The sequence below is a fragment of the Streptomyces sp. Ag109_O5-10 genome, assembly GCF_900105755.1.
GTDB lineage: Bacteria > Actinomycetota > Actinomycetes > Streptomycetales > Streptomycetaceae > Streptomyces.
On sequence record NZ_FNTQ01000001.1, the window covers coordinates 2,560,543 to 2,576,080 of the forward strand.

Annotated in this window: 14 protein-coding genes and 1 pseudogene; 12 read left to right on the forward strand and 3 right to left on the reverse strand. The window is 72.0% G+C overall.

What is annotated here, in order from left to right:
• The first annotated feature begins 97 nt into the window (after positions 1–97).
• The 8 genes and pseudogenes from BLW82_RS11695 to BLW82_RS45365 form a co-directional block, all read left to right on the forward strand.
• Positions 98–874: an amino acid ABC transporter ATP-binding protein gene (locus BLW82_RS11695; RefSeq protein ID WP_093498729.1), complete on the forward strand. Its 777-nt coding sequence runs from the start codon at positions 98–100 to the stop codon at positions 872–874.
• Positions 875–922: 48 nt separating this feature from the next.
• Complete coding sequence (locus tag BLW82_RS11700; protein WP_093498730.1) at positions 923–1,759, forward strand: glutamate ABC transporter substrate-binding protein; 837 nt, start codon at positions 923–925, stop codon at positions 1,757–1,759.
• 108 nt (positions 1,760–1,867) lie between these two features.
• Positions 1,868–2,533 (forward strand): amino acid ABC transporter permease, encoded by a 666-nt coding sequence (locus BLW82_RS11705; RefSeq protein ID WP_093498731.1) that lies wholly within the window; start codon positions 1,868–1,870, stop codon positions 2,531–2,533.
• The gene (locus BLW82_RS11710) at positions 2,530–3,441 is read left to right on the forward strand and encodes an amino acid ABC transporter permease (RefSeq protein WP_093498732.1); all 912 of its coding nucleotides are present in this window, start codon (positions 2,530–2,532) and stop codon (positions 3,439–3,441) included. The genes BLW82_RS11705 and BLW82_RS11710 overlap by 4 nt, the downstream gene beginning before the upstream one ends.
• Before the next feature lie 235 nt (positions 3,442–3,676).
• Complete coding sequence (locus BLW82_RS11715; protein ID WP_093498733.1) at positions 3,677–5,335, forward strand: FAD-dependent monooxygenase; 1,659 nt, start codon at positions 3,677–3,679, stop codon at positions 5,333–5,335.
• A 237-nt stretch (positions 5,336–5,572) separates the two neighbouring features.
• Positions 5,573–6,121: a cupin domain-containing protein gene (locus BLW82_RS11720; RefSeq protein ID WP_093498734.1), complete on the forward strand. Its 549-nt coding sequence runs from the start codon at positions 5,573–5,575 to the stop codon at positions 6,119–6,121.
• On the forward strand, positions 6,112–6,537 hold the full coding sequence (locus BLW82_RS11725) for a rhodanese-like domain-containing protein (protein ID WP_371131488.1): 426 nt from the start codon (positions 6,112–6,114) through the stop codon (positions 6,535–6,537). The genes BLW82_RS11720 and BLW82_RS11725 overlap by 10 nt, the downstream gene beginning before the upstream one ends.
• A 239-nt stretch (positions 6,538–6,776) precedes the next feature.
• A pseudogene (locus BLW82_RS45365) lies at positions 6,777–6,875 on the forward strand (glyoxalase); the annotation flags it as partial.
• An 88-nt stretch (positions 6,876–6,963) separates the two neighbouring features.
• Here BLW82_RS45365 and BLW82_RS11730 read toward each other — a convergent pair.
• The 3 genes from BLW82_RS11730 to recA form a co-directional block, all read right to left on the reverse strand.
• Positions 6,964–9,483, reverse strand: a complete 2,520-nt coding sequence (locus BLW82_RS11730) for an ABC transporter permease (RefSeq protein WP_093508005.1) — start codon at positions 9,481–9,483, stop codon at positions 6,964–6,966.
• 110 nt (positions 9,484–9,593) lie between these two features.
• Positions 9,594–10,400: a recombination regulator RecX gene (gene recX, locus BLW82_RS11735; protein ID WP_093498736.1), complete on the reverse strand. Its 807-nt coding sequence runs from the start codon at positions 10,398–10,400 to the stop codon at positions 9,594–9,596.
• 4 nt (positions 10,401–10,404) lie between these two features.
• Positions 10,405–11,538 (reverse strand): recombinase RecA, encoded by a 1,134-nt coding sequence (gene recA / locus BLW82_RS11740; protein WP_093498737.1) that lies wholly within the window; start codon positions 11,536–11,538, stop codon positions 10,405–10,407.
• A 513-nt stretch (positions 11,539–12,051) separates the two neighbouring features.
• Between recA and BLW82_RS11745 the strand changes: the two genes are divergently transcribed.
• The 4 genes from BLW82_RS11745 (at position 12,052) to BLW82_RS11760 (ending at position 15,515) form a co-directional block, all read left to right on the forward strand.
• Positions 12,052–12,327, forward strand: a complete 276-nt coding sequence (locus tag BLW82_RS11745) for a polyprenyl synthetase (RefSeq protein ID WP_093498738.1) — start codon at positions 12,052–12,054, stop codon at positions 12,325–12,327.
• Complete coding sequence (locus BLW82_RS11750) at positions 12,320–13,372, forward strand: polyprenyl synthetase family protein (RefSeq protein WP_093498739.1); 1,053 nt, start codon at positions 12,320–12,322, stop codon at positions 13,370–13,372. Before BLW82_RS11745 ends, BLW82_RS11750 begins: the two co-directional genes overlap by 8 nt.
• A gap of 88 nt (positions 13,373–13,460) precedes the next feature.
• Entirely contained in the window at positions 13,461–14,621 is a 1,161-nt protein-coding gene (locus tag BLW82_RS11755; RefSeq protein ID WP_093498740.1) for an oxygenase MpaB family protein, read from the forward strand.
• A gap of 90 nt (positions 14,622–14,711) precedes the next feature.
• The gene (locus BLW82_RS11760) at positions 14,712–15,515 is read left to right on the forward strand and encodes a hypothetical protein (RefSeq protein ID WP_256215765.1); all 804 of its coding nucleotides are present in this window, start codon (positions 14,712–14,714) and stop codon (positions 15,513–15,515) included.
• Positions 15,516–15,538 lie beyond the last annotated feature (23 nt).

Consider the following 15,538-nt stretch of genomic DNA (forward strand, 5'->3'; position numbering starts at 1 on the left):
CGGATCGTGATGCTCAGATCTCCCTCAGATGTAATGACGCTGCTCATCTGCGAAAACTACATTCCTTCGAAACCGAGGAGGACGGAGCCCGAAAGCGATGACCGAAGTATCGGTGGCCGCGCAGGACGTGGCCGCGACCGGCGAACTGGTCGTCCTGAAGAGCGTCAACAAGCACTTCGGCGCGTTGCACGTGCTCCAGGACATCGACCTGACGATCGCCCGCGGTGAGGTTGTCGTGGTGATCGGGCCTTCCGGGTCCGGCAAGTCCACGCTGTGCCGCACCATCAACCGTCTGGAGACCATCGACTCCGGATCGATCACCATCGACGGCAGGCCACTGCCCCAGGAGGGCAGGGCGCTGGCCCGGCTGCGCGCCGACGTCGGCATGGTCTTCCAGTCCTTCAACCTCTTCGCGCACAAGACGGTGCTGGAGAACGTGGTGCTCGGGCAGGTCAAGGTCCGCAAGGCGGACCGGAAACAGGCCGAGGAGAAGGCCCGCGCCCTGCTCGACCGGGTCGGCGTGGGCACCCAGGCCGACAAGTACCCCGCGCAGCTCTCCGGCGGCCAGCAGCAGCGCGTCGCGATCGCGCGGGCGCTGGCCATGGACCCGAAGGTCATGCTCTTCGACGAGCCGACCTCGGCCCTCGACCCCGAGATGATCAACGAGGTCCTGGAGGTCATGCAGCAGCTGGCCAGGGACGGCATGACGATGATCGTCGTCACCCACGAGATGGGCTTCGCCCGCTCGGCCGCGAATCGGGTGGTCTTCATGGCCGACGGCCGGATCGTCGAACAGGCCGCCCCGGACCAGTTCTTCAGCAACCCGAGCAGCGACCGGGCCAAGGACTTCCTTTCGAAGATCCTGCACCACTGACCCGCACGGCGATCCAGCAACCTGTCATCACTTCAAAGGACGTTCATCATGCAGCTCCGCAAGGTCACCGCCGCCTCGGCCGCCGTGCTCGCGCTCGCCCTGTCCGCCACGGCGTGCGGCAGCGGCGACAAGGACGACAGCGGTTCCTCGGGCGGCGGCGAGATCAAGATCGGCGTCAAGTACGACCAGCCCGGTCTCGGCCTCCAGGAGCCCGACGGTTCCTTCTCCGGCTTCGACGTCGACGTGGCCACCTATGTCGCCGGGCAGCTGGGTTACAAGCCGAACCAGATCAAGTTCGTGCAGACCAAGAGCGCCGACCGGGAGAACGCCCTCGCGCGCGGTGACGTGAAGTTCATCGCGGCCACCTACTCGATCACCGACGAGCGCAAGGCCAAGGTGGACTTCGCCGGCCCGTACCTGCTGGCCCACCAGGACCTGCTGGTCAAGAAGGACTCGACGATCGCCAAGGGCGAGGACCTCAACGGCAAGAAGCTCTGTTCGGTGACGGGTTCGACCTCGGCGCAGAACATCCAGAAGACGATCGCCCCGAAGGCAAACCTCAAGGAGGTCGGCACCTACTCGGAGTGCATCGCCGGCCTTCAGAGCGGTGCCGTCGACGCGGTGACCACGGACGACTCGATCCTCGCGGGCTTCGCCGCGCAGGACAAGTACAAGGGCCAGTTCAAGCTCGCCGGCCTGAAGCTGAGCAACGAGAACTACGGCATCGGGGTCAAGAAGGGCGACTCCACGACCCTCGACAAGATCAACAAGGCGCTGGAGAAGATGGTCTCCGACGGCTCCTGGGACAAGGCCGTCACCAAGAACTTCGGCCCGGCCGGCTACAAGAACGAGCCCGCCCCGAAGATCGGCGTGATCGTCAAGTAAGGCTTCGCGCAAGGCGGAACCGAACCCCGCGCGCCGCCGCCACCGCTTCCCCGGCGGCGGCGCGCCATGCCCTCTCCGTACGCCACACACCCGGAAGCGCGGGAAATCGTGTTCGACTTTCTTCAAGGCTACGACGTCCTAGGGGCGTTCTGGACGACGGTGGAACTGACCGTCCTCTCCGCCGTCGGCTCCCTGGTCTGGGGCACCCTGCTGGCCGCGATGCGGGTCAGTCCGGTACCGCTGATGCGCGGGTTCGGCACCGCCTACGTCAACATCGTCCGGAACATCCCCCTGACGGTCATCGTCATCTTCACCTCGCTCGGCCTCGCCGACATCTTCGGCGTGACGCTGGGCGCCTCCGACTTCAAGGTCCAGGGCTTCCGCCTCGCGGTGCTCGGCCTGACCGCCTACACCGCCGCCTTCGTCTGCGAGGCGATCCGCTCCGGCATCAACACCGTGCCCCTCGGGCAGGCCGAGGCGGCTCGCGCGATCGGGCTGAACTTCTCGCAGACGCTGCGGCTGATCGTGCTGCCGCAGGCCTTCCGCGCGGTGATCGGCCCGCTGGCCAACGTCCTGATCGCGCTGACGAAGAACACCACGGTGGCGGCCGCGATCGGCGTCGCCGAGGCCGCCGCCCTGATGAAGACCATGATCGAGAACGAGGCCCAGACGCTGGCCATCGGCGCGGTCTTCGCCCTCGGCTTCGTGGTCCTGACCCTTCCGACCGGCCTCTTCCTCGGCTGGCTCGCCAAGCGCCTGGCGGTGAAGCGATGAGCTCCGTCCTGTACGACACCCCTGGGCCCCGCGCCAAGCGGCGCAACGTGGTCCTCTCCGTCGTCTTCGTCCTGTTCCTCGCCCTAGCGGTCTGGTGGGTCTGGCAGAAGATGGACGACAAGGGTCAGCTCAAGTGGGGCCTGTGGCAGCCGTTCACCACCTCCGAGGCCTGGACCACGTACCTGCTGCCGGGCCTCGGCAACACCCTCAAGGCCGCGGCGCTCGCCATGGTCATCGCCCTCCCGCTGGGCGCGGTCTTCGGCATCGCCCGCATGTCCGACCACGCCTGGGTGCGGATACCGGCCGCCTGGGTCGTGGAGTTCTTCCGCGCGATCCCGGTCCTGCTGCTGATGCTGTTCGCCAACGAGTTCTACGTCCGCTCCACCGACGTCGGCAGCGACGAACGGCCGCTGTACGCGGTCGTCACCGGCCTGGTGCTCTACAACGCCTCGGTGCTCGCCGAGGTCGTACGCGCCGGCGTCCTCGCGCTCCCCAAGGGGCAGACGGAGGCGGCGTACGCGATCGGGCTGCGCAAGGGGCAGACGATGACCGGCATCCTGCTGCCCCAGGCGGTCACCGTGATGCTGCCGGCCATCGTGAGCCAGCTCGTGGTGATCGTGAAGGACACCGCGCTGGGCGGCGTGATGCTGCAGTTCACGGAACTGCTCACGGCACGCGGCACACTCGCCGCCAACTACGCCAACGTCATCCCGAGCTTCGTCGTCGTCGGCGTCGTCTTCATCCTGCTGAACCTCGCCCTCACCACGTTCGCCTCCTGGCTGGAGAAGCGGCTGCGGACCAGCAAGAGGGGCACCGGCGCGGTGCTGGGCGCCGAGGAGGTCAGCGACCTGAACGCGGCCGAGATCAGCGGCACCTTGGCGACCGGGGCGGGCGGAGCCAACGCCTGACGCCCGGTCAACCCGAACGACACACACGGAGGCAGCGGCCGCAGGGGCGCTGCCTCCGCCGTTTTCCCGGGCGCCAGGGCAGCCGCGCGCCCGCCATGCTGACGTGTCCCCGGGTGCGCCGCTTGACCCGCTGGCGCCCAGTCTGTTGCATACGTTCTGTGATCGTGCACCCTGCTCCAACAATCTGTTCAACTGTGTCCGTCGGGACGTACGTACGGGCAGGGGGCGCCGCGCCGTGGACCCGGTGATCATCGTCGGAGCGGGGCCCGTCGGGCTCACGCTCGCCCTGGCGCTGGCCCGCCAGGAGGTGCCGTCCGTCGTCCTGGACGAGGGCCCGGGCAAGGACGAGCCGCGCCCGGCGCGCACGGTCGTGCTCCGCGAGGACACCGCCGCCCTGGTGACGCGCCTGTCCGGCACCCCGCTGGAGGAGCTGGGCGCCCGCTGGACCGGCTGGCGGTCGATGCGGCGCCGGCAACTGCTGCGCGAGGTCGTCTTCGACGACGCCGCCGAGCCGTCCCCGCTGCACGTCGCCCAGCACGTGCTGACCAACGCCCTGCGCGCCGCGATCTCCGAGGAACCGCTGGTCAAGGTCGCCACCGACAGCCGCCTGGACGCCGTCGAGCAGGAGCGCTCCGGCGTCACCGCGCACACCCGCGGCCTCAAGGGCACCTGGTGGCGCGGCAGTTACCTGGTGGGCTGCGACGGCCCCCGCTCGACCGTACGCAAGCTCCTGGACATCCGGTTCCCGGGCCGTACGGCGGTGGAACGGCACGCGGTCGCCGCGCTGCGCACGGAACTTCCTTGGCCCGGCCAGGCGTTGCTCCATCGGACACCGCCGTGGCGGACGTCCGGGCCCTCGGCCGGGGAGGTGACCGCCCGCCCCCTCCCGGACGGCGTGTGGCGCCTGGACTGGCTGCTGCCGCCCGGCAAGGACCTGGTCACGCCGGAGCTGCTGGTGACCCGGATCCGCGAGACCCTCGCGGGCTGGACGGGCGGCACCACCCCGCCGTACGACCTGCTCGACACCGGCGTCCACACCGTCCACCACCGACTCGCCCGCCGATGGCGGGTGGGCCGGGTGTTCGTCGCCGGGGACGCCGCGCACCTGCTCGGCGCGCTCGGGACGCACGGCCTCGACGAGGGGCTGCGCGACGTGGACAACCTCGCCTGGAAGCTGGCCCCGGCCTGGCACCACGGCCCGCACGAGGCGTTGCTCGACAGTTACCAGACCGAGCGGCGCGCGGTGGTCGCCGCCCGGCTGCGCGCCGCCGACCACGCACTGCCGGTGCTGCGCGGCGGCGGCGGGCTGCGCGGGTTCGTCCCCGGCGCGTCCCGGGGGCACGACGCGCTCCTCACCGAAGGTCACCTGGGGCACGGTCCGCTCGGTGCGCCGGGGGCGTACGCCGACTCGCCCCTCGCCCCCCGGCACCTGGAGCACGAGATCCCGGTCGACACGCGGCCGGGGACACCGGTCACCGATGTCCGGGTCACCGCGGAGGACGGCACCTTCGTGCAGCTGCGCTCCCGCCTCGGCCGCGGCGCGCTGCTCGTCGTCCTGATCGCGCCCGGTACGGGGGTGTGGGACCGCAAGCACTGGGTCTCCGCCGGGATCATGCCGCGGCTGGCGGCGGCCGTGACCGCGCTGCCACACCCCGCCGAGCTGCTGGTCGCCGAGGCCTACCCGGGCGCCCCGGCGCACACGGTGCTGCTCGTACGCCCCGACGGCCACCTGGTCACCGCCCTCAACGGGGTCCGCCCGGCCGACCTGTACGCGGCGGCCGAGGCGACGCTGGGCGGCAAGGACAAGGGCGGGACGGAGCAGGCGCCGACGGCGGCGCAGACGGAGCGGACGGAAGCGGAGGCCGGAGCTCAGGCCGGCTCCACCGGACGGTGACGACGGTCCCGTGCGGCCGCCGTCCACCATGTGACGCTGAGTTGACCGGCTTGCACCGGCATGGTGTACTCCGCATCGTGAACGACACCACTGTGCGCCTGTGGCGGAAGGTCCATGTGGACCTGGTCCGCTATGCGGGCTGCGTGTGTCTTCCGTCCTGCTGACTTCGCATTCCTCTTTCTCTCTCCGGGCGCCGTCTGCGCCCGCTTCTGCGAACCCTCATCAGGATCGGTGCACGTGTCTGCTTCTCTCTCGTCGTCCTCCGTTTCCTCGTCCGCCCCCGCGCCCGGCGCCGCGCCCACCCAGGCGGACCTCCTCGACTTCGTACGGCGCACGGCCGCCGACGCCGAGCTGATCGCCTCGCTCCCGCTCGACCCCGAGGGCCGCACCTGGGTACGGCTCGACGGCCCCGCCGGCAGCGAGGCCTGGCTGATCGGCTGGCCGCCCGGCTCCGGCACCGGCTGGCACGACCACGCCGAGTCGGTCGGCGCCTTCCTCACCGCCACCGGCGAGCTGAAGGAGTACTCACTGGCCACCCGGCTGCCCACCGACGGCTGGAAGACCCTGGAACTCTCCGAGGGCGTCGACCGCGAGCGCCGGCTGCCGGCCGGGAAGGGCCGCTCCTTCGGCCGCGACCACGTCCACGAGGTGCTCAACGAGTCCACCCAGCACCACGCGGTCTCCGTCCACGCCTACTACCCGCCGCTGCCGCGGATCCGCCGCTACAGCCGCACCGGACAGGTACTGCGCCTGGAGCAGGTCGAGCGCCCGGAGGACTGGCAGTGAGCGGCACGGGACCGGTGGAGCCGCGTCCGGTGGGCATCGACGAGCTGCTCGAGCGGGTGCGCGCGGGCTACCGGCGCGTCGAGGCGCAGGAGGCGTACGACGCGGCGGACACCGGTGAGGCCCTGCTCGTCGACATCCGGTACGCGGCGCTGCGCGAGCGGGACGGGGTGATACCCGGTGCGCTCGTCATAGAGCGCAACGAACTGGAGTGGCGCCTGGACCCGCAGGGCAGCCACAGGGCTCCGGAGGCCACCGGCCACGACCTCCGGGTCGTCGTGATCTGCAACGAGGGCTACGCCTCCAGCCTGGCCGCCGCCTCCCTGCACCAGCTGGGCCTGCACCGGGCGACGGACCTGGTCGGCGGCTTCCAGGCATGGAAGACGGCAGGCCTGCCGGTCACACCCCCGTCGTCCTAGTCCCTACGGCTCCCCGGTCCCGGTCGGATCCGTACGGCTGTCGCCGAGCGCGCCGAGAGCGTCGAGCACCCGGCCGAGGCCGGACTCCCAGGCGTGACCGCGGCCGTACGCGGCACCGGGCGCGGTGCCCGCCGCCGTGCCGACACGGGCGGCGGTGGGGTAGGCAAGCGGGTCGAGAACCTTGTCGAGCAGGGGGCATTGGCCGCCCGCCCCTGCTCGTCGTCCACCGCGCTGTCCTCCTGCGCGAGGAGCCGTGGGGCGAGCGAGCCTTCCAGGTCACCGACCCCGGCGGCGTCATCGTCCAGCCCGTCGACCGGAACGCGCCCGGTGGCCTCTGAGGCGATCCGGCGACGGCGTCGCAGACGGCAGACCGGCAGACCGGCAGACGGCGCATCGCGGCGCTTCCGGCGGAGCGCCCAGTCGCGCCTAGTCCTTCGCCGTCGCCGCCGGCACCCGCAGCGCCACCCGCCCAGGAAGGACCGAAGCCATCAGGGCGAGCAGACCGGCGGTTGCTACGACCGTCACGTACAGCAATGGCGTGACGGTCGGCGCGGCGCGGCCCGTCATGCCGACACTGAAGGCGGTCAGTACGGCTAGCGCGATGCCGCTGCCGAGCGCCGTGGCGAGCGTCAGCACGGACAGCACCTCCGTGCGCAGCATGCGCAACACCTGACGGCGGGTGGCGCCGGCCAGCCGGAGCAGCGCGAACTCTCGCACGCGGTCCGCGATCGACATGGCGATCGTGTTGACGACGGCGATGGCGGTGAAGGCGAGGACCAGCCCCATGGCCAGGAAGTCGACCTCGGCGTTGTCCTGCCGACGGTGGGCCTGGAGCGAGTCGGCGGCGGTCGGCGAGAGAATGTCCAGCCCTGGGAACTCACGCAGCGTAGTCGCGAGTTGTGCATGTGTGCGGGCGGTGCGCACGAGGACGGAGGACGCGAGCGGGTCGTCCACGTGGGGCGAGACGAGGTCGTGGGCGAAGGTGAGGTCGCCGAAGCCCAGACCCCGGGCGTAGACGGCGGCGACGGTGAGCGTGGCGGGCGTGCCGTCGCCGAGGGTGAGTTTCAGGGTGCTGCCGGGCCTCAGATGGTGCTGATCGGCGGCCAGTTCGCTGACGGCGACGGTGCGGTCGGTGAGCCGGCCGAGGGAGCCGGCGGTGACCTCGGGGTCCCAGGTGCGGGCGAGGCCCTCGGGGGTTACGCCCTGGGCCGGGTACTTGTCGAGTCCGATGCGGACGGTCGTACGGACCACTTCGGTGGCCGTGTCGTGGTGCGCGCGCAACCGCCGTGCCGCCGCTGCCGGTACGCCGGGTCCCCGGGCGGCGACGACCCAGTCGGCGGTGACCCCGGCGCGGGCCTGGGCGCGGGCGGCGTCGTCGAGGGTGGCCTGGACGAACAGCACGGTGCAGGTCATGCCGATGAGCAGGGTGAGCGGGGTGACGACGGAGGCCATCCGAGCGGCGTTGCCGCGCAGGTTGGCGGTGGCGAGCCGGCCACCGTGACCGGTGAGCCGCAGCGGGCCGGCGAGCAGCAGTGCGGCCACCCTGACCAGCAGCGGACCGAGCAGGGCGACGGAGGTGGCGAGGACCACGACGGCGAGGAAGGTGACGGGGGTCGAGGCGGGTTCGGTACGCAGGGAGGTGAGCAGCACGACGAGGACGGCTCCACCGGCGAGCAGCAGCAGGCCGGCGGCGATCCTGCCCCGGGCGGGCCGGGCGGGCTCGACGCGGGACTCGGCCAGCGCCTCGGTGGGCCGGATCCGGGTGATGCGCCGTGAGGCGATGCGGGCGGCCGTCCAGGCGCCGGCCAGGGTCGCGGCGAGCGCGGCGAGGGGCGGGACGACTCCAGTGGTGTGCTGAAGCGTGGCGGGTACGGCGCCGAGTGCCACGAACCTGCCGTGCAGCCAGGCGCCCAGCGGCAGGCCGAGGAGTGCGCCGAGCGTGCCGGCGACCACACCGATGATCAGGGCCTCGCGGCCGAGCACCCGGCGGATCTGTCCCGGCGTGGCGGCGATGGCGCGCAGCAGGGCTAGTTCTCGGTGGCGCTGCTGCACGGTGAGCGCGAAGGTGCCGACCACCACCAGGACCGCCACGAGCAGCGAGGTCCCTCCCATGGCACCGCCCATGCTGACCAGCCGGACCCGGGCGGCGGCCGCGTCCAGGAACTCGGCGGTGCCACGGGCGTCCCCGGTGGAGACCTGGGCCGTGGTGCCGCGCAGTGTCCGCGTCACGGCTTGCTTCAGCCGTTCCGGGTCTGTGCCGTGTGCGGGCAGCACGCCGAACGCGGTGACCTGCCCGGGATGTGCGGCCAGTCTGCGGGCCTCGGCGGCGGAGAAGAAGAGGGCCGTCTGGTGGCGCACGTCCGTGGCCGGGGCGGCGACTCCGGTGATCCGGTAGGCGCGCGGGGCCTGTGTCGACTGCACGGTGAGGGCGTCGCCGGTTCGCAGGTGGGCGCGTGCGGCGAGATCGCGGTCGATGACCAGGTCGGTGGCGGCCTTCGGGGCCGTACCGGAGACCAGGCGGTACGGAGTGAGCGCGGCGGACTCCCAGGCGTGTCCGTAGGCGCTACGGCCGCCGGTACCGGCCGGGGTCAACGGCTGGGCCAGGAAGGTCATTTCGGGCACGACCCGGGCGACACCGGGCGTGCGGGCGAGTCTGGTTTCCAGGCCGGCCGGCAGCCAGGCGCGCTCGGCGACGGGTTTCGCCTTGTGCTTGACCTTGGTCTTGCCGTGCTTGTGCTTGACGGTGGTTCGGTGAACGTACTGGTCGGCGGAGACCACGACGGGGGTTGCCGCGTAGCGCTCGGTGCGGATCGTGCCGCGCAGTCCTGTATCGAGGAGCGTGCCACACGCGGAGATCAGCGCGGCCGCACACAGCAGGGCGAGGAAGGCACCGAGAAACCCGGCCTTGCGGGCGCGGACGGTCTTGAGGGCGTAGCGCAGCATCATGGCGTACACGCTCGTCCACGCGGGGCTGCGCGGGCACTGCGGTGGTCCGGCGTCTTGGGAGGGGGTTAACCCCACCCCGTCAGCCCAACCCCCTCAAGCCTGTCGGCCCGTCAGAAGTCCCCGCCCTCCAGGAACTCCGTGTCCTCGCCCTCCTCCTCCAGTGCCCGCCGCACGACCCGGAGGGCCATGCCTTCCGGGTATCCCTTGCGGGCGAGCATGCCGGCGAGGCGGCGGATCCGTCTGTCGCGGTCGAGGCCCCGGGTGGAGCGGAGCTTGCGGGCGACGAGGTCGCGGGCCGTCTCCTCCTCCTGCTCGGAGTCGAGCTGGGCGACCGCCTCGTCGATGAGCGCCGAGTCGACGCCCTTGGTGCGCAGTTCCTGGGCGAGCGCGCGCCGGGCCAGTCCCCGGCCGTGGTGCCGGGACTCCACCCAGGCGTCCGCGAACGCGCTGTCGTTGATCAGCCCGACCTCCTCGAACCGGGACAGCACCTCCTCGACGACGTCGTCCGGGATCTCCCGCTTGCGCAGGGCGTCCGCGAGCTGTTTCCGGGTGCGCGGGGTCCCGGTGAGCAGGCGCAGACAGATCGCCCGCGCCCGCTCAGCCGGGTCCGCTGGAGGTTCCCCCTGCTCGGCCCTCGACGAGGAGGAGGAACCCCCGTCCTCACCGGACGGCTCCCCGAAGCCGCGCCGGCGTCGCGTGCCGGGCTTCCGCGAGCCACGGCCGGGTGACCCGTGCCCGCGGGGCCTGCCCAGGCCGTCGCCGTACGTGCCGTCCGCCCCGTATCCCCCGTCGGCGCCGCCCGTGCCGTAGGCCTCGTCACCGTCCCCGGCGGAGCCCGGGTCGCCCCCGGTGCCCCTCCCCCGGGGGGCACCGGGGGACGCGTACTCGTGGTCGGCCCAGTCGGTTCGTCGTGTCACGGCGTCAGCTCTTGGCGGCGGCGGCCTTGGGCTTGGTGACCTTGGCGGCGGCCGGGGCCGGCACCGTCTTCGCGGCGTCGTCCGGGGCCGCGGTGGCGGTGACCGCCGCGTCCGCGCCCGGCTCGGCGGCGGGCGTCTCCGGGCGGACACCGACGCCCAGCTTCTCCTTGATCTTCTTCTCGATCTCGTTGGCCAGGTCGGGGTTGTCCTTCAGGAAGTTGCGCGCGTTCTCCTTGCCCTGGCCGAGCTGGTCGCCCTCGTACGTGTACCAGGCGCCGGCCTTGCGGACGAAGCCGTGCTCCACGCCCATGTCGATCAGACCGCCCTCGCGGCTGATGCCCTGGCCGTAGAGGATGTCGAACTCGGCCTGCTTGAAGGGCGGCGCGACCTTGTTCTTGACGACCTTGACCCGGGTGCGGTTGCCGACCGCCTCGGTGCCGTCCTTCAGGGTCTCGATGCGGCGGATGTCGATACGCACCGAGGCGTAGAACTTCAGGGCGCGGCCACCGGTCGTGGTCTCCGGGGAGCCGAACATCACACCGATCTTCTCGCGGAGCTGGTTGATGAAGATCGCGGTGGTCTTGGACTGGTTGAGCGCGCTGGTGATCTTCCGCAGCGCCTGGCTCATCAGGCGGGCCTGGAGACCGACGTGGCTGTCGCCCATCTCGCCCTCGATCTCCGCGCGCGGGACGAGCGCCGCGACGGAGTCGATGACGATGAGGTCGAGGGCGCCGGAGCGGACCAGCATGTCCACGATCTCCAGGGCCTGCTCGCCGTTGTCGGGCTGGGAGAGGATCAGGTTGTCGATGTCGACGCCGAGCTTCTGCGCGTACTCGGGGTCGAGGGCGTGCTCCGCGTCCACGAACGCGACCTGGCCGCCCGCCTTCTGGGCGTTGGCCACGGCGTGCAGGGTCAGGGTGGTCTTACCGGAGGACTCCGGTCCGTAGATCTCCACCACACGGCCGCGCGGCAGGCCACCGACACCGAGGGCGACGTCGAGCGCGGTCGAGCCGGTCGAGATGACCTCGATGGGCTCCTTGGCCCGCTCGCCCATGCGCATGACCGCGCCCTTGCCGAACTGCCGTTCAATCTGTGCGAGCGCGGCGTCGAGCGCCTTCTCGCGGTCGGTTCCTGCCATGGGTTCCACCCGGTTTGCTTGAGTCGATCGCTTCACGTCAAAGACGCTAACGCCTGCCACTGACAATGCGCCCCGCCGCCGGTTCGACCTGTGGACAACTCGGGGATGTATCCGCCGAAACCATGTCGAAACGCCGCCGGGATCCCCGTCGTGAGCCGTTCCGGAGCCTCCATAAGAATGGATGTTCGATTTTCGTGTCAAGCGCACCACGCGGTACTCCCGCCACTTCCCCGCAGGGTGCTCACCCACCGCTCACCCACCACTCACCCACCCCCCGTCCGCTGCCCATCCACCGCTCCGCCACGGGCTCCGGGCGTACACGGCACACGTGCCGGAGCGCGCGGCACGCCGGGGGCGGCAGCCGGAAGCCGGACCGCGGGGCGGTGGTCCGCACCACCCGGCGCGGTGTTCACCCGATCGTGAGTTTCCGCCTGCCCGCGCCCGCCGTGCGGCGATGCTCGAAGAGGCGGCCGGGGAGAGCGCCGCCCCTGGGTGCCGTGGGTGGGAGAGCGCATGACACGTGAGACGGGACGACGCGGCCTGGACGAGCAGGCCGTGCTGCTGGCGGCGGGGCTGGCCGACCTGGCCGTGAGCACCGTGGGCACCGCCTTCGGGACGTTGCGGGGGCTGCTGCGCCGCTCGGACGCCGGCGCGCTGGCGGCGGAGGCCGAGCACGACCTCACCGCACGGGGGCGCCTGGTCCTGGACCGGTACGCGGCCGTGCCCCCGGCCCATCTGGAGATCCTCGCCCGGCACGCCCTGGCCCGGCGGACCGCCGGCGATGACTGACCGCTGGGACGCGGCCGCCTTCAAGAGCCGCGTCGACGACGTACTGCGCCGGTTCGTCGCCGAGGAGGCCGGCCTGTTCGCGGCGGTCGACCCGCTCCTGGGACCGGTGGCCGAGCAGCTGGAGGCGGCGGCCGCGGACGGCAAACGGCTGCGGGCGGCGTTCTGCTACTGGGGCTGGCGCGCGGTGGGCCAGCCGGACAGCGACGCGCTGGTGCGGGCGGCGGCCTCCATGGAACTGGTGCACGCCGCCGCCGTCGTCCACGACGACCTCATCGACGACAGCCCCCTGCGGCACGGCCGCCCCACTCCGCACGTCGCCCTGCGTGCCGCCGTACAGGACCGTCCGCGCGCCGACGACACCGCGCGGTCGCTGGCGATGCTCGTGGGCGATCTGCTGATGTCACTGGCCGGGCAGCTGTTCGCGACCTGCGGGCTGCCCGCCGCCTACCTCGCCCGGGCCCGCCCCCTGTGGTCGGTGCTGGCCAGGGAGCTGATCGCGGGCGAGTGCCTGGAGATCCTGCGCACCGGAGCCGGTCCGGACACCACGGCCTCGCTGAAGGTGATCCGCTACAAGACCGCCAAGTACACGGTCGAGCAGCCGCTGTTGATCGGCGGCGCCCTGGCCGGAGCCGGGGAGCGGCTGCGCGAGGGCTACTCCGCGTACGGGCTGCCGCTGGGCGAGGCCTTCCAGCTCCGCGACGACCTGCTCGGCCTGTTCGGGGCACCGGAGCACACCGGCAAGGCCAACGCCGACGACGTGCGCGGCCACCGGCCCACCGCCCTGCTCGCGGAGACCTGGCGCCTCGCCCGTGCCGACGACCGGGAGCGGCTGGGCGCACTGCTCGGCAGCCGTGATCTGGACGCGGACGGCCTGGACGCGGTCCGCGAGGTGATGTGCCGGCTCGGGGCGCCCGACCGGATCGAGCACATGATCGGCGCGCGGGTCGCGGAAGCCCTCGACGCCCTCCACGGACTGAACGTGCCGGCCCCCGCCGCCGACGCGCTGACCACGCTGGCCCACTCGGCCGCGACCCGCCTGTCCTGACCCCCACGGGTGGCCCGGGACCACACCCCGCGACACCTCTGGACACCCCGCGACACCCGCGCGACCCGCGATGACAAGGAGCCCTGCCGTGATCCACACCGAGGCCTCGCTGGACACCCTGCGGCACGCCGGTGACGAACTCGCCGACGCCACGGTCGCCGCACTCTTCGAGCGCGGGGAGGTGGGCACGTTCAACACCCTGATGCGCTACGTCTCCACCGCCGGCGCGCCCCTGCCGGACGGGCTGCCCGAGGTCGCGCGGGAGTACCTGGAGGCCACCCGGGTGCCGCCGTCCTGGGTGGACTGGGGCGAGATGGAGAAGGCCCGGCTGTTCTTCATCGACAACAACGTGCACATCTCGACCGCGCTCTCCTTCGCCGCCATGCCCGCCTGTTACGTCGTCCCGCGCGTGGCGAAGCTGCTGTCGGCCACCCACGGGCTGAAGTACCCGTCCAAGCGCATGGCGGAGACCGGTCAGTTCACCGTCTACCTCATGCGCCCCGACGCCTTCGAGGCCGGCAGCCGCTTCGTCCCGGCCGCCCAGAAGGTGCGCCTGCTGCACGCCTCGATCCGGCACCACCTCAGGCGCGAGAACCGCTGGGACACCGAGGCACTCGGCACGCCGATCTGCCAGGAGGACATGATCGGCGGCCAGATGTTCTTCTCCATGCTGGTCCTCGACAGCCTGCACCGGCTGGGCATCCACCTGTCCACGGAGGGCGCGGAGGCGTACTACTACGCGTGGCGGGTGGTGGGCGCCATGCTCGGCGTCGACCAGGAGGCCGTCCCGAAGACCCTCGAAGAGGCACGCGCCTTCCTCGACCTGTACATGGTCCGGCACATGGGGCCCTCCGAGGAGGGCGCGGTCCTGACCCGGCAGCTCATCGACCTGTACGAGGAGGTCGTCCCCGGCACCTTCTTCGACCCGATCGTCTCCGCCCTGATCCGCCACCTGGTCGGCGACACCTGCGCCGACTGGCTGGAGGTGCCGCGCACCCCGTGGGACACCGTCGTCAAGGCCGTACCGCACCTCCTCGGCGTCCTGGAGACCATCGAGGACCGCTCCCCGCTGGGCGCCTGGGCCCTCGACCGCCTCGGCCACCTCACGACCGTTCTCGAACTGTCCTCGCTCACCCGTGGCCGCGTCATGCACTACGCCATCCCCGAACACCTCAAGAAGGACTACGGCGTCACGGGCACGGTCCCCCGCACCCGGCGGTGGACCCCGCCGGCCGCCACGGTCTCCTGACCACCCCTGGGCCCCCTACTCCGCAAGGCGTACGGCGGGTGTCTTCGGCCGGACGACGACCGCGCGGGCGGGCGCCGGGAGGCTGGGCGCATGTCCTCCTCCCTGAAGAGTCCGCCCCGCAGGCCAAGGGCGAACCCGCCGGCCGGGTTCCTGGCCCGGGTGCGTCCCGCCGAGCGTCTCTGTCACGTGACCGGCGTGCTCCTCGCCCTCTCCGGTCTGGCGCATCTGGTGGTGTTCGCGGTCGACGGCGGCCCCTGGTACGGGCCGGTCTCCTGGCGCAAGCCCGTCACCTTCGGGCTCTCCTTCGGTCTGACGCTGATGGCGGTCACCTGGGTCACCTCCTACCTGAGGGTCGGGGAGCGGCTGCGGACCGTCCTGCTGCTCGTGTTCGCCGCCGACTGTGTGGTGGAGGTCGGCGGGATCACCCTGCAGGCGTGGCGCCGGGTGCCCTCGCACCTCGACATGGAGACGCCCTTCGACACCTCGGTGTCCATGATGCTCGCGGTGGGCGGCGGGGTCCTGGTGGTGCTGCTCACCGTCTTCGCGGTGGCGGCCTTCCGGCACCGGCCGGCCGGTCCCGCGGGCATGGCGCTCGCCGTGCGCTCCGGGTTCGCGGTGCTGCTGGTGGCGCTGGCCTCGGGAGCGGCGATGATCGCGCGCGGGGTGGTGCTCGTCCGGACCGGACACCAGGAGGCGGCGTACGACTCGACGGCCCCGCTCAAGCCGCTGCACGCGGTCAGCCTGCACGCGGTGCTGGTCCTGCCGGCCTTGGCCTGGCTGGTGGCACGCACCGGTTGGAGCGAGCGGACCCGGTGGCGGGTCGTCGCCTCGGCGGTGGGCTGCTACGCGGTGGCCGTGGCCGCCGCCGGGGTATGGGCGGTCGTCACCTACTGACCGCGGTTCACCCACTGGCCGCG

Coding starts and splice junctions, on each gene's coding strand:
- BLW82_RS11745 (WP_093498738.1), top strand. CDS start 12,052: ATGACACGTGAGACGGGACGACGCGGCCTGGACGAGCAGGCCGTGCTG.
- BLW82_RS11760 (WP_256215765.1), top strand. CDS start 14,712: ATGTCCTCCTCCCTGAAGAGTCCGCCCCGCAGGCCAAGGGCGAACCCG.
- BLW82_RS11730 (WP_093508005.1), bottom strand. CDS start 9,483: ATGATGCTGCGCTACGCCCTCAAGACCGTCCGCGCCCGCAAGGCCGGG.
- BLW82_RS11695 (WP_093498729.1), top strand. CDS start 98: ATGACCGAAGTATCGGTGGCCGCGCAGGACGTGGCCGCGACCGGCGAA.
- BLW82_RS11710 (WP_093498732.1), top strand. CDS start 2,530: ATGAGCTCCGTCCTGTACGACACCCCTGGGCCCCGCGCCAAGCGGCGC.
- recA (WP_093498737.1), bottom strand. CDS start 11,538: ATGGCAGGAACCGACCGCGAGAAGGCGCTCGACGCCGCGCTCGCACAG.
- BLW82_RS11750 (WP_093498739.1), top strand. CDS start 12,320: ATGACTGACCGCTGGGACGCGGCCGCCTTCAAGAGCCGCGTCGACGAC.
- BLW82_RS11700 (WP_093498730.1), top strand. CDS start 923: ATGCAGCTCCGCAAGGTCACCGCCGCCTCGGCCGCCGTGCTCGCGCTC.